Annotated in this window: 13 protein-coding genes; 8 read left to right on the top strand and 5 right to left on the bottom strand. The window is 71.8% G+C overall.

Going from position 1 to position 12,760, the window contains the following annotated elements:
* Positions 1-59: 59 nt before the first annotated feature.
* The 3 genes from FXF65_RS12245 to FXF65_RS12235 all read right to left on the bottom strand — a co-directional run bounded on the left by FXF65_RS12245 (position 60) and on the right by FXF65_RS12235 (position 2,804).
* Positions 60-251, bottom strand: coding sequence for a YbdD/YjiX family protein (locus FXF65_RS12245; RefSeq protein ID WP_246198508.1), 192 nt, complete (start codon positions 249-251; stop codon positions 60-62).
* Positions 248-2,428 (bottom strand): carbon starvation CstA family protein, encoded by a 2,181-nt coding sequence (locus FXF65_RS12240; protein WP_148349877.1) that lies wholly within the window; start codon positions 2,426-2,428, stop codon positions 248-250. Before FXF65_RS12240 ends, FXF65_RS12245 begins: the two co-directional genes overlap by 4 nt.
* Positions 2,429-2,549: 121 nt before the next feature.
* Positions 2,550-2,804 (bottom strand): DUF3311 domain-containing protein, encoded by a 255-nt coding sequence (locus tag FXF65_RS12235; RefSeq protein ID WP_148349876.1) that lies wholly within the window; start codon positions 2,802-2,804, stop codon positions 2,550-2,552.
* A 136-nt stretch (positions 2,805-2,940) separates the two neighbouring features.
* Here FXF65_RS12235 and FXF65_RS12230 point away from each other — a divergent pair, with 136 nt between their 5' ends.
* The 8 genes from FXF65_RS12230 to FXF65_RS12195 all read left to right on the top strand — a co-directional run bounded on the left by FXF65_RS12230 (position 2,941) and on the right by FXF65_RS12195 (position 10,996).
* Positions 2,941-4,512: a sodium:solute symporter family protein gene (locus FXF65_RS12230; protein WP_246198507.1), complete on the top strand. Its 1,572-nt coding sequence runs from the start codon at positions 2,941-2,943 to the stop codon at positions 4,510-4,512.
* A 349-nt stretch (positions 4,513-4,861) separates the two neighbouring features.
* A complete protein-coding gene (locus tag FXF65_RS12225; protein ID WP_148349875.1) occupies positions 4,862-5,368 on the top strand; it encodes a sigma-70 family RNA polymerase sigma factor in 507 nt (168 codons plus the stop codon).
* Complete coding sequence (locus tag FXF65_RS12220) at positions 5,365-5,640, top strand: hypothetical protein (RefSeq protein WP_148349874.1); 276 nt, start codon at positions 5,365-5,367, stop codon at positions 5,638-5,640. Before FXF65_RS12225 ends, FXF65_RS12220 begins: the two co-directional genes overlap by 4 nt.
* A 67-nt stretch (positions 5,641-5,707) precedes the next feature.
* Positions 5,708-6,076: a VOC family protein gene (locus FXF65_RS12215; RefSeq protein ID WP_148349873.1), complete on the top strand. Its 369-nt coding sequence runs from the start codon at positions 5,708-5,710 to the stop codon at positions 6,074-6,076.
* An 83-nt stretch (positions 6,077-6,159) separates the two neighbouring features.
* Positions 6,160-6,948 carry an SAM-dependent methyltransferase gene (locus FXF65_RS12210; RefSeq protein WP_148349872.1) on the top strand — a complete coding sequence of 263 codons (789 nt, stop codon included), beginning with the start codon at positions 6,160-6,162 and terminating at the stop codon, positions 6,946-6,948.
* A 118-nt stretch (positions 6,949-7,066) separates the two neighbouring features.
* Entirely contained in the window at positions 7,067-8,605 is a 1,539-nt protein-coding gene (locus FXF65_RS12205) for a phospholipid carrier-dependent glycosyltransferase (protein ID WP_148349871.1), read from the top strand.
* Between the two features lie 109 nt (positions 8,606-8,714).
* The gene (locus tag FXF65_RS12200) at positions 8,715-10,400 is read left to right on the top strand and encodes a PHP domain-containing protein (RefSeq protein WP_148349870.1); all 1,686 of its coding nucleotides are present in this window, start codon (positions 8,715-8,717) and stop codon (positions 10,398-10,400) included.
* Positions 10,397-10,996: a hypothetical protein gene (locus FXF65_RS12195; protein ID WP_148349869.1), complete on the top strand. Its 600-nt coding sequence runs from the start codon at positions 10,397-10,399 to the stop codon at positions 10,994-10,996. The genes FXF65_RS12200 and FXF65_RS12195 overlap by 4 nt, the downstream gene beginning before the upstream one ends.
* A gap of 9 nt (positions 10,997-11,005) precedes the next feature.
* Here FXF65_RS12195 and FXF65_RS12190 read toward each other — a convergent pair whose 3' ends face one another.
* Positions 11,006-12,052: a hypothetical protein gene (locus FXF65_RS12190; RefSeq protein WP_148349868.1), complete on the bottom strand. Its 1,047-nt coding sequence runs from the start codon at positions 12,050-12,052 to the stop codon at positions 11,006-11,008.
* Positions 12,049-12,552, bottom strand: a complete 504-nt coding sequence (locus FXF65_RS12185; RefSeq protein ID WP_148349867.1) for a SigE family RNA polymerase sigma factor — start codon at positions 12,550-12,552, stop codon at positions 12,049-12,051. The genes FXF65_RS12190 and FXF65_RS12185 overlap by 4 nt, the downstream gene beginning before the upstream one ends.
* Between the last annotated feature and the right edge of the window lie 208 nt (positions 12,553-12,760).

Raw genomic sequence — 12,760 nt, 5'->3', positions numbered from 1 at the left:
CGCTCAACGAACACCCCCGCTCGGTTCGGGGGCGGGATCGGGCCAGGTACGAGGTGGGGTCAGCAGCAGCGGCCTTCGGGGTTTTGGTCTCGGTGGGCGGTTCGGTGTCGTTCGTATTCGCGGCGGGTGGGCGCGTGGCCGGGGTGCCGTGCGACGTGCCGCTCGTAGGCGGCGTCTCCGGTGATCTCGCGCAGATACCAGCGGACGAACCGGACGACGTGCCGCAGCCACTCGGACGGCATCCCGGTCATGACGCGAGCGGCTCCGCTTCCTCGCTCGGCCCGGCGCCTGCGGCGGCGAGTTCGCGGCGCTCCGCCGGGGTCGTGAACAGCCCGGCTGGCGCGACGATCGTGGACGGCGTGTACGGCGCCTCCGCCGTCGGCAGTGGGCTCCGGGCCCGGATCGCCCGCCACGACACGACGGCCCCGTTGCCGATCACCAGCAGTACCAGGATCGCGAACAGCGCGGCGAGCACCCCGTCCACCGTGGAGTTCAGGACGATCGTGTGCATGTCGTCGAGGTTCTTGGCGGGCGGCAGCACCTTGCCCGCGTCGATCGCGGCGGAGAACTTGTCGCGCTGTGCGAAGAAGCCGATCTTCGGGTCGTCCGCGAAGATCTTCTGCCAGCTCGCGGTGAGCGTGACGGCGGCGTCCCAGGCGAGCGGGATGCCGGTGACCCACGCCCACCGCAGCCGCCCGCTCTTGATGAGCAGCGTGGTGGCGAGGGTCAGGGCGATGGCGGCGAGCAGCTGGTTGGCGATGCCGAACAGCGGGAAGAGCTGGTTGATCCCGCCGAGCGGGTCGGTGACGCCGACGTACAGGAAGTAGCCCCAGGCCAGGACGACGACGGCGCTGGTGCCCCACAGCCCGGGCTTCCAGCCCACCCGGCCGATCGGCTTCCAGACGTTGCCGAGGGCGTCCTGCAGCATGAACCGTCCGACGCGGGTTCCGGCGTCCACCGTGGTCAGGATGAACAGCGCCTCGAACATGATCGCGAAGTGGTACCAGAACGCCTTGAGCGCCGACCCGCCGATGACGCCGGACAGGATCTCCGACATGCCGAGGGCGAGCGTCGGCGCGCCGCCGGTGCGGGCGACGACGCTGTTCTCGTCGACGGCGGACGCCGCGCTCCGCAGGTCGTCCGGGGTGATGGTGAAGCCGAGGTGGGTGACCGCGGCGGCGGCGCTGTCCGGCGTGGCGCCGAGCAGCCCGGCCGGGGCGTTCATCGCGTAGTACAGGCCCGGGTCGAGGACGCACGCCGCGATCAGCGCCATGATCGCCACGAACGACTCCATCAGCATCGCGCCGTACCCGATCAGCCGGACCTGCGACTCCTTCTGGATCAGCTTCGGCGTCGTCCCGGACGAGATCAGCGCGTGGAACCCGGACAGCGCCCCGCAGGCGATCGTGATGAACACGAACGGGAACAGCGACCCGGCGAACACCGGTCCGTCGCCGCTGCCCGCGAACTTCGTGACCGCCTCGGTCTTCATCGTCGGCGCGACGACGAGGACCCCGATCGCGAGCAGCCCGATCGTCCCGACCTTCATGAACGTGGACAGGTAGTCGCGCGGGGTCAGCAGCATCCACACCGGCAGCACCGACGCCAGGAAGCCGTACACGACCAGGCAGATGACGAGCGTCTCCGGGCTGAGCGTGAACGCCCCGGCCAGCGCGGACTCCTGCACCCAGCCGCCGCCGACGATCGCGAGCAGCATCAGCGACACGCCGATCACGGTCGTCTCCATCACCCGTCCGGGCCTGATCGTCCGGAGGTAGAAGCCCATGAACAGGGCGATCGGGATCGTCATCGCGATGGAGAACGTCCCCCACGGCGACTTGGCCAGCGCGTTCACGACCACGAGCGCCAGCACCGCCAGCAGGATGACCATGATGACGAACACCCCGACGAGCGCGGCGACGCCGCCGACCACGCCGATCTCGTCCCGCACCATCTGGCCGAGGCTCTTGCCGTCCCGGCGCATGGACAGGAACAGGACGACCATGTCCTGGACGGCCCCCGCGAAGATGACGCCGACGATGATCCAGACGGTGCCCGGCAGGTAGCCCATCTGCGCGGCGAGCACCGGGCCGACCAACGGGCCCGCGCCCGCGATGGCGGCGAAGTGGTGGCCGAGCAGGACGCGCCGGTCGGTGGGCTGGAAGTCCACCCCGTCGTCGAGCCGCTCGGCGGGGGTGGCGCGGCCGTCGTCCACCTTCAGCACCCGGCGGGCGATGAACCGCGAGTAGAAGCGGTAGCCGATGGCGTATGAGCCGAGCGCGGCCACGACCAGCCAGATCGCGGAGATCCGCTCGCCGCGCGACAGGGCCAGCACGCCCCACGCGACGGCGCCCGCGAGCGAGACGGCGCTCCAGACGAGCACCGATCTGGTGGTCACTCGTGAGGCGAGGGAGCCTGGTCCGGGCATGGGGAACCTCCTGAGTTCCGGGATGAGGGCAGCGCGGAAGCGCGCCCGGTGCTGAACTGCGCGACCCGATGTCCTTCGGGACGGAGGAGAAAGGCGGCGGACGCTACGCGCCCGTCACGGGTCACTCACGGTCGCGGCCTCCTCGCAGCAGATAGGCGGCCACCATGAAGACGACGCTCCCCGGCACCCAGGCGAACTGGTACCAGTAGAAGAGCCGCACGCCCGCGAGATGGACGTCCGTGCCCGCGTACCAGGGCACGCCCAGCAGCGCCACGACCGGCACCGCCAAACAAACCGCCGCCGCCCACCGTCGCCCGGACCGGGGCACCTGGATGGGGTCGGGCGGGTGGTCCGGTGCGGCGCTCGACTCGCTCATCGGGGCCTCCGTGGGGTTGTCGTCGGAGCAGAGTTGCGGGCGCCGCCGGATCGGTTTACACGGACATCGGCCGAGATTCGCGGGCATCCGCTGTCAACCGATGCCGTGATCCGCGCAACATTAGTGAGATCAGGCGATGACTGGCGGTGATCTGATGATCGAGCCGATGGGCGCGGCGACCTTCGTCGCGGTGCTCGGCTGCACCTCCCTGCTGGCGTTCGCCGCGCGCTGGTTCCGGCCGGGGCCCGAGCTGCCGACGCTGGAGGGCTGGGCGCTCGCCGACCGCCGGTTCGGGACGGCCACCGTCTGGTTCCTGCTCGGCGGCACCATCTACACCGCCTACACGTTCGCCGCCCTCCCGGGCCTGGTCTACGGGACGGGCTCGCTCGGCTTCTTCGCGCTGCCCTACACGGTCATCGTCTATCCGCTGGCGTTCGTCCTGCTGCCCAAGCTGTGGACGGAGGCGCGCCGCGGCGGGCACATCACGGTGGCCGACTACGTCCGCGACCGGCACGGCTCGCCCGGCCTCGCGCTGGTGGTGGCGATCACCGGCGTGCTGGCCACCATGCCGTACATCGCGCTCCAACTCCTCGGCATCCGCGCGGTGCTCGCCGCGGGCGGCCTCTACCCGCGCGGCGCCGCCGGCGACCTCGCGCTGATCGGCGTCTTCGCCTTCCTGGCCTTCGCGACCTACCGGCACGGGCTGCGCGCCCCGGCGATCATCTCGCTGGCCAAGGGCACGGCGATCTTCGGCTCGGTGCTCGCCGTGACCGCCGTCGTCCTGCACCGGCTCGGCGGCCCCGGGCCGATGTTCGACGGCGCGGAACGCGAACTCGCCGCCCACGGCGCGCCAGGCGCCTCGCTGACCCTCGGACCGGGCATGTTCACCGTCTACGCCACGCTCGCCCTCGGCTCGGCGATGGCATTGCTGATGTACCCGCACGTGTTGACCGCCGCGTTCTCGGCGAGGAGCCCCGACACGCTGCGCCGCGCGTCCATCGGCCTCCCCGCCTGGACGGGCGTGCTCGGCCTCTTCGCGCTACTCGGGGTCGCCGCACTCGCCGCCGGGGTGCGGGCCCCGCCGGGCGCCGCCGAGGCCGCCGTCCCGCTACTGGTCAGGGAGCTGATGCCGGCGGCGCTCACCGGGCTCGTGTTCGGCGCCCTCGCGGTAGGCGCGCTCGTGCCCGCCGCGATCATGTCGATCGCGGTCGCGACGCTGTTCGTCCGCAACATCTACGCGCCCTACTTCCATCCGGCGTCCACGCCCCGGCACCAGATGCGGATCGCGCGCCTCGTCTCGCTGGTCGCCAAGGTCGGCGCGATCGTCTTCGTCTTCGGCCTGCGCGACCAGGACGCCATCAACCTGCAACTCCTCGGCGGGGTGTGGATCCTGCAGACGTTCCCCGCCGTCGCGATCGGGCTCTACAGCCGCCGCCTCCACCCCCGCGCGCTGCTCACCGGATGGGCCGCGGGCATGGTCACCGGGACGGTCCTGGTCGTCCGCAGCGGGTTCTCCTCGGTCGCGCCCATCGGCGTCGGCGGCTGGGAGGTCAACGCCTACACCGCGCTCATCGCGCTCGCGGCGAACCTCCTGGTGGTCGCGGCGCTCACCCCCGTCCTCGACCGGCTGGGCGTCCCGCGCGGCACCGGCCCCCGGCCGCGGACGGTACCGCCGCCTCTCGGCGGCAGAACGGAGACGATCGCATGAGCGCCCTCCGGCCGGGCGTGCCGCGCCGCACCGGCCCCCGACCGCGGAGACTCCCGCCGCCCCTCGGCGGCAGGACGGAGACGATCGCATGAGCGCCGTCCGGCCGGGCGTCTCCGTTCGCCTCTTCGCCCCCGGCAAGACGGCCGTCCCTGAGTCCCTGCCTGAGTCCCTGCCCAAGTCACCGCCGGGGTCCCTGCCCGAGGCCCCGGCAGCGGCCCCGGCGGTGTCTCCGGCGGAGTCCCCACCCGAGGCCCCGGCGAAGTCCCCGCCCGAATCCCCGGCGAAGTCCCTGCCTGAGGCCCCGACGGAGTCCCCGCCCGGATCCTCGGCGGGGACTTCGGCGGAGGAGATGGCGGACGACCTGCGCGGCGTCGATCGGGAGACCGCTGTCACCCGTCTGTTCGGTGCGCACTACGCCGGGCTGCTCCGCCTCGCGGTGCTGCTGGGCGCCGACGACGGGGAGGACATCGTCGCCGAGGCGTTCTGCCAGCTCCACCGCCGCTGGAACCGGTTGCGCACCGCCGAGTCCGCGCTGCCCTACCTCCGGTCCGTGGTCTGCAACCTCACCCGCATGCGGCTCAGGCATTTGCAGGTCGTCCGGAAGCACACCGACTGGTCCGCCGAGACGGAGGCGTCCGCGGAGAGCGTCGCGCTGCTGCACGACGACCAGCGGGCGCTGATCGAGGCGCTGCGGCGGCTGTCGGCGCGGCAGCGCGAGGCGCTCGTCCTGCGCTACTGGCTCGGGCTCCGCGAGAGCGACATCGCCGACGCGATGGGCATCTCCGCCGGGGCGGTCAAGGCGCACACCTCGCGGGGAATGGCCGCGCTCACCAAGATCCTGCGGGAGCGACGATGAACGACACCGAGGACCGCCTGCGCGACGCGCTGGACGCCCTCGCGGGCGGCGTCACGCCCGACCCGGACGCCTATCCGCGCGTCCGGCGCGAGTGGCGCCGCCGGGAGAGGCGGCGGCGGCTCGTCCTCTACATCCTTATCGCAGTGATCTTCACCGCCGCCGACGCGATCGGCCTGTGGGCGCTCAACCACGCGCACAACCGCCCGCACGTCATCTTCAGCGTCGAGGACTCGGCCACCCCGCGTCCGGCGCCGCCGATCGGGCCGTCCTGAGCGAACCGGGAGGCGGCGGGGCGGGGCGACGTCGGGGCCGTCGGACCGTCCTGGTTCACTTTCGTCCGTGCTGACTATCGGATCTGTCGTGCTCGGCGTGTCGGACGTCCGCCGCGCGGTGACCTTCTGGACGCGGGCCCTCGGGTACGTCCCCCGCGACGACGCGAACGACCGCTGGACCGTCCTGCTCCCCGCCGAAGGGAACGGCGTCCAGGTGGCGCTGGGCCTGAGCGAGTCACCCGTCCAGGAGCATCCGCGCGTGCACCTGGACCTGTACGCGGACAGCGCGGCCGAGCAGGCCGCCGAAGTCGAGCGGCTCGTGTCGCTCGGCGCGGAGCACGTCGACTGGGACCTCTATCCGGACGACCCGGACTTCATCGTCCTCGCCGACCCTGACGGGAACCGGTTCTGCGTCATCGACACCGGCCGAAGTTGACGGCCGGGCAAAAGACGTCCCGCGCCCGTGCTCCGGTGGCGCTCCCCGTGAACGGGCGGGCGGTGTGTGGGTAGCCCTTCACTATGAACCGGACGGACAAAATCGACACTTCCGTCCCGCATTCGGCGCGGGTCTGGAACTTCCTGCTGGGCGGAACCGACAACTTCCCCGTCGACCGGCGGGCGGGGGAGCAGGTCATCGCGGTCTTCCCGGGGATGGTCGACATGGCCCAGCAGTCCCGGCAGATGCTGCGGAGGGTGGTGCGGTACCTGGCGGGCGAGGCGGGCGTCGAGCAGTTCCTGGACATCGGCACCGGCCTCCCCACCATGGACAACACGCACGAGATCGCCCAGCGCCTGGTGCCGCGCTCCCGGATCGTCTACGTCGACAACGACCCGCTCGTCCTGACCCAGGCCAGGGCGCTGCTGACCAGCACGCCGGAGGGAGTCACCGACTACGTCGAGGCGGACGTCCACGACCCCGACGCCGTCCTGACCGAGGCAGCCCGGACGCTCGACTACGCCCGGCCGGTCGCGCTGATGCTGATGGGCATCATGGGGCTGGTCGGTGACGACGACGAGGCGCGCTCGATCGTGGCGCGGCTCATGGCGGCGCTGCCGTCCGGCAGCTACCTGGCCCTTTACGACGGCACGACCGCCGACCCCGCCTACACGCAGGCGATCAGCGCCTACAACGCGGGCAGCGGCGCGGCCCCGTACAAACCGCGCGATCCCGAGCAGCTCGCCCGCTTCTTCGACGGGCTCGACCTCGTCGAACCGGGCGTCGTCCCGGTCACGGACTGGCGCCCCGACCCAGGCCACGAGAACGCCCCCCGCGTCTCCTGCTCAGGCGGCCTAGCCCGCAAGCCCTGACTTCGACGGGTTTGACGTTCGTTGGCCCTGATGCCCGCAACCTGGTGTTCACCGTCCGGCCACGGGGCCCGCCTACCATGATCGTTTCTGTCATCGAGAACGATAGGGCGGAGTAGGCGTGCCCCCTGGGCTGATCGCGGCGTTCCCCGGTTTCGGACGGCGTCTCGTCCCCCTCCTCCGGCACGGCCCCTTCCTGCTGGCGCTGCTCGGCGGCGCACTGCTGCGCTGGACCGCCACACGCGCCTACCCGCAGGGCCTCTGGTTCACCGGCGACTCCTACTTCTACCTCGGATACGCGATGCGTCCCGAGCCGTCGCCGAGCAAGACGATCGGATACTCCTTCCTGCTCCGCCTGCTGGAGCCGCTGCACAGCCTGACCGCCGTCATGGTCGTGCAGCACCTCATGGGCCTGGCGGTCGCGGTGATGCTGTACGCGGTGCTCGTCCGGGCGCGGCTGCCCGGATGGGCGGCGACCATCGTCACGCTGCCGGTCCTGTTCGACGCCTACCAGGTGGAGCTTGAGCACCTGCTGATGTCGGAGGCCCTGTTCACGTTCCTTATCGCCGCCGGGCTGACGCTGCTGCTGTGGCGGAGCGGGGACGACCGTCCGGGCCCGCCGTTCTGGTGGCTCGCCCTGCCCGCGGGCCTGCTGCTCGGCGCCGCGGTCCTCGTCCGGTCGGCGGGGGCTCCGCTGATCCCGCTGATCCTGCTCGTCCTCCTGCTGCGGAGACGCAGGGCGCGGCTGTTCCCCGGACTGCTGCCCAAGGCACGCCCGGACTGGCGTCCGGCGCTGGCGTTCGGCGCGGCGGCGGCGATCCCGCTGGCCGCCTACGCGATGTGGTTCCATTCCGAGCGCGGCACCTACGGCCTCACCACCGCAGACGGCCTCTACCTGTGGGGACGGACGGCCGGCTTCGCCAACTGCGCGAAGATGCACCCCCCGGCGGACGAGCGGGACCTCTGCCTCGACGCGAAGACCAAGGCCGAGCACGACCCGCCGGGCCACCTGATCTGGCGCGCCGACGTCCCGCCGCGGCAGCGTCTCGACAACGTCGTGTCACCGGAGTCCAACGCGACGCTGCGCGACTTCGCGATCCGCGCGATCCTCGCCCAGCCCCGCGCCTACCTCAGCACGGTGGGACACGACCTCCGCCTGGCCTTCAGCCCGCACCGGTACCCGCGTCCGACCGCTTCGACCGAGGCGCTGTACCACTTCCCGGACAGCACGCAGATCTTCCCCGGCGGACGGAGCTGGCGGCGCGGCGGGACGGTCCTGTCGGACGCCATGAGCTACGGCCGCACCGACGAGCCGAGCCAGGTCGTCCAGCCCTACGCGGACAGCATGATCGCCTATCAGAAGCGGTACCACCTGCCGGGACCGGCGCTCGGCGGCGTGTTCGCGCTCGGCCTCCTGGGGCTGGCCGCGGCGCGGCGGCGGCGCAGGGAGGTCCTCCTGGCCTGGGGCGCGGGGACGACCCTCCTGGTGTTCCCCATCGCCAGCGCCGACTTCGACTACCGGTACGTGGTCCCCGCCATGCCGTTCGCCTGCCTGGCGGTCGGGCTCGCGCTGTCCGCCCTCCGCGCCGGGAAACGCGACTCCGAAGAAGCCGAAACGGCGGTTCAGGACGCCGACGACCTCGATCGGCAGCTCACCTGAGGACTTTCGTCGGTTATTGATCATCCTGGTGTTCCGTGATGTTCATGTTTGCTGGTCAAAGTGCTTCGCGGAGCCGGCCGGGGGTCGGCGGCGTCAGCGAGGAGGCGGCATGGGCCATCACCACCATCACCATTCGCACGGGGAGCGTCAGGAACTGCCGCCCGTCCTGGACGCGGCCGTGCCGGACGAGGCGCTGTCGCCCGCCGAGGTGTCGCGCCGCTCGATGCTGCGCGGCAGCGGGCTGCTCGGCGCGGGACTCGCCGCGGGGAGCGTCCTCGGAAGCGGGGGGACGGCCGCGGCGGCGCAGGCCCGGGCGGGCCGCCGGGAGCCGCGCGACGGGTACGTGTGGCTGGCGGGCGACCACCACATCCACACCCAGTTCAGCCCGGACGGCCAGTACCGCGTCATCGACCACGTCCGGCACGCCAACGCCTTCGGGCTGGACTGGATGGTCATCACCGACCACGGCAGCGTCCAGCACGCCAAGATCGGTGTCGAGAAGGTCAACCCCGACATCCGGGCCGCGCGCTCGGAGGTCGAGGACACGCTCGTGTTCCAGGGGCTCGAATGGAACATCCCGGCGGCCGAGCACGGCACCGTGTTCGTCCACCCGGGAAGCAGCGAGGTCGCGGTGCTGAAGGAGTTCGAGAACTCCTTCGACGGCGTGGTCAAGAACGCGACGGCCAGCACGCCCGCCAACGAGGCGCTGGCGATCGCGGGCGTGAACTTCCTCGCGGACGCGGTCCGCCGCCGCAAGGTCACGGACGCGCTGTTCCTCGCCAACCACCCGGCCCGCAAGGGCATCGACTCGCCGCACGAGATCCGCGGCTGGCGCGACGCCCAGCCCCGGATCGCCGTCGGCATGGAGGGCGCGCCCGGCCACCAGGCCGCCGGGATCCCGAAGCCGCACGGCCCCGGCTCGGGACGCGGCTTCTACGACAGCAACCCGAGCGCCGACTCCTTCCCCGGATACCCCGCCGAGAGCTACCGGACGTTCGGCGGCTTCGACTGGATGACCGCGACCGTCGGCGGCCTCTGGGACAGCCTCCTCGCGGAGGGCAAGCCGTGGTGGATCACCGCCAACTCCGACTCGCACACCGTCTACGCCGACAACTCGACGCGGGGCCCGGACAGCGACTTCAACAAGAACGGCTACTACAACGACCCCGTCTACGCGGGGGACGTCAACCTCGCCAACGGCGACTTCTGGCCCGGCTACTACAGCCGCACGCACGTGGGCGCGACGTCGTTCTCCTACGCCGCCGTCATGAACGCCATCCGTGAGGGACGGGTCTGGGTGGACCACGGCGGCCTGATCAGCGGCCTGGACGTCCGGGCCAGGGCGACCGGCGCCGGGCAGCGCGGCGTCCCGCTCGGCGGCGTCCTGCACGTCCGGCGTGGAGGCAAGGTGGAGCTGGTCATCGAGATCGACCTGGCGAACGGCCCGAACTGGGCGCAGTTCGTCCCGACGCTCGCGCGGGTGGACGTCGTCCAGGGCGACGTGACCGGGGCCGTCTCCGACAAGGACGCCTTCACCACGCCGAACACCAAGGTCGTGAAGTCGTTCGAGGTCGGGAGGAACTCGGGCTCGGTCCGGCTGGTCTACTCGCTCGGCGCCGTCGACAAGCCCGTCTACCTGCGGCTGCGCGGGACGGACGGCAACCGGAGCGCCCCGGGACTGCGCGGAAAGGACGTCGACCCGAACGGTCCCGCCATGGACGTCGTCGGCAACGCCGACCCGTGGAAGGACCTCTGGTTCTACAGCAACCCCATCTGGGTGCTCCCCGGCCGATGACGGGTCCGACGCCGAGGACGACCGCGCCGCCGGAGAAGCCCGCGACGCGCGTCCTCGGCGTCGACACCGGCACGAGGACGCTCCTGGAGGCCGAGCACCTGATCCGCGATCTGGTCACCGCGCTCGGCCTCCAGGACGGCGCCACCGCCTGCACCCATTTCATCCGCGACGGGCACCCGCACGTCGCGGTGTCACTGGACGTGCCCGCCGACGCCGATCTCGGCGCTCTCCCGGACGACGCCGGGGTCTCCTTCGACAGCCGCCGGGGCCCGTCCGACCTCGCCGGATCGGCCGCCGTCGCGGCGGGGGAGCACGCCGCCCGCCGGTCGGGACGCGCCGTCCTCTTTCCGGGGGCGGAGCGGCTCACCGGAACGCTCACCGTGGGCGACGTTTTGGAATTGTCGGCCATCGAACGGATTCGGGTACTCGCCACGCCCGAGCCGCCCGCGTCTGAAACGGTGCTCGACACCCGCGGGCACGTCCGTCCCGAATGGGCGGACGGCGTTCTAGTGCTGGCCGCGATGCCCGCCGCGGGCGGTGTGCTCGTGCCCTTCGAGGTACCCAATCCGACACCCTGCTGCGCCGATCATGCCTGACCCGGGAGTTCAGCGGGCGTAGACCTCAAGCGTCCATTTCCCGGCGGGCTTGACGCCTTTCATCAGTTTCGCGAGCGCGGCTTCATCGGTGGCGCGCACCTTGTTCGCCTCCGCCGGGAGGACCGCGATCATCAGGCTCGTGTCCGCCTCGATCCGGACGTCCCGGACGACGCCCTCCGACTCGGCCGCCTCGCAGGCGATGACGCGAGCGTGCGTCCCGTACTGGACGACGGCGGTGGCCGCGCCGTCCAGGCAGGTCACCCGCATGCGCAGCGAGGTGCCCGGCCGCTTGAGCCTGACCGGGCGGACGCGCCCGTCGGCCGTTCCCGTCACCCGCGCCAGCAACGGCAACCCCTCCACCGACGGCTGCCGCCGGGCGTCCCGGGGATTCGCCATCCATGTGCACATCGAACCGCATTTTCCGTTGTAGATCCGAATGCTCCAGTTTCCCGGCGTCGGCGGGTGCGAATTGAGATACCGGTAAAGGCCGGACACGCCGCCTCCGGTGACGAGGGCGTCGCTGAGCCCCCGTCCCGGCTCGACGGGAAGGACGGTCATCTGAACGGTGACGGGCATTCCCGGAGTGGTTCTGAGATACGACGTCGAACCGCAGTCGCCGCTCCCGAACGTCCCGCGCGTCGTTTCGAACGCCCTGCCATCCGCGCATTGTGCCGTGTACATCGTGAACGGCTCGGTCGGGGTGAACGTGACGCGCGCCATTCGTCCGAACTGGGTGAAACGGACCTCTTTCAGCGGGTGGAGTCCCTCGGCCTGGGGGCCGTCCCGGAAGGTCTCGTTCGGCGTGCCTGGCATGGCCGCCGCGAGCGCCCGCTGCTCGTCCCCAGGCGGCGGGCCCCCGCCGTCCGGCCGCGCGATCACCGCGAACGAGCCCGCGGCCGCCAGCGCGACTCCGAGCGCGCCCGCGGCGGCGCGGCGACGGTTGCCGCGCCGGACCCGGCGGCGGACGCCGTCCAGCAGGTCGGCCGGCGGCGTCCCGCGCGCGCTCTCGTCCTCCATGACCTCGACCAGGTCCTGCATCGAGTACGGCATGGTCATTCCCCTTCCCGCGACGCTGAGGCCAGGACGCTCGGATCGACCCGGAGCTTGGCGAGGGCCTTGCTGGTCTGGCTCTTCACGGTCCCGACCGAGCAGCCGAGCGCCGCCGCGACCTGCGACTCGGACAGGTCCTCGAAGTAGCGCAGCACGACGGTCGCGCGCTGCCGGTGGGGGAGCCGTCCGAGCGCGTCCCACAGCACCGCCTTGTCCTCGGCCGCGCCGATCCCGTCCGCCGGGTCGGGCCCGTCCGCCGGACGCTCGGTGGGACGCTCGCCCCGCCAGCGCCGCCGCGTCCAGGACGCGTGCGTGTTGACGAGGATGCGGTAGACGTACGGATCGGGGTCGTCCTCGATCCGCCGCCACGCCCGCCACGCCTTGACCAATGCCGTCTGCAGCAGGTCCTCGGCGAGCGCCCAGTCACGGCACAGCAGATAGGCCGTTCTGAGCAGGCGCGGCGACCGTTCCCTCACGTACGCCACGTAGTCCGGTTGCTCCCGCATCCACCCTCCAAGCAGATCTCCTGCCGACAACTACCGGCTGGACCCCCGGAACGGTTGCCCGGACAGTCGCGGACGCGGGTGCCGCGTCGGCCGATCGTCGCAGACCGGCCCGTGACCGCCACGGGTGATCACATGCGGTTCCGTAATGATCTGTCGCGGAGATCTCCACGAGAGGGGAACCGCGCGTTTCCGGTCGCGGCTTCGGGTT

The sequence above is a fragment of the Actinomadura syzygii genome, from assembly GCF_008085905.1.
In the GTDB taxonomy this organism is placed as follows: domain Bacteria; phylum Actinomycetota; class Actinomycetes; order Streptosporangiales; family Streptosporangiaceae; genus Spirillospora; species Spirillospora syzygii.
This window is presented reverse-complemented; position numbering and strand designations above follow the sequence as displayed.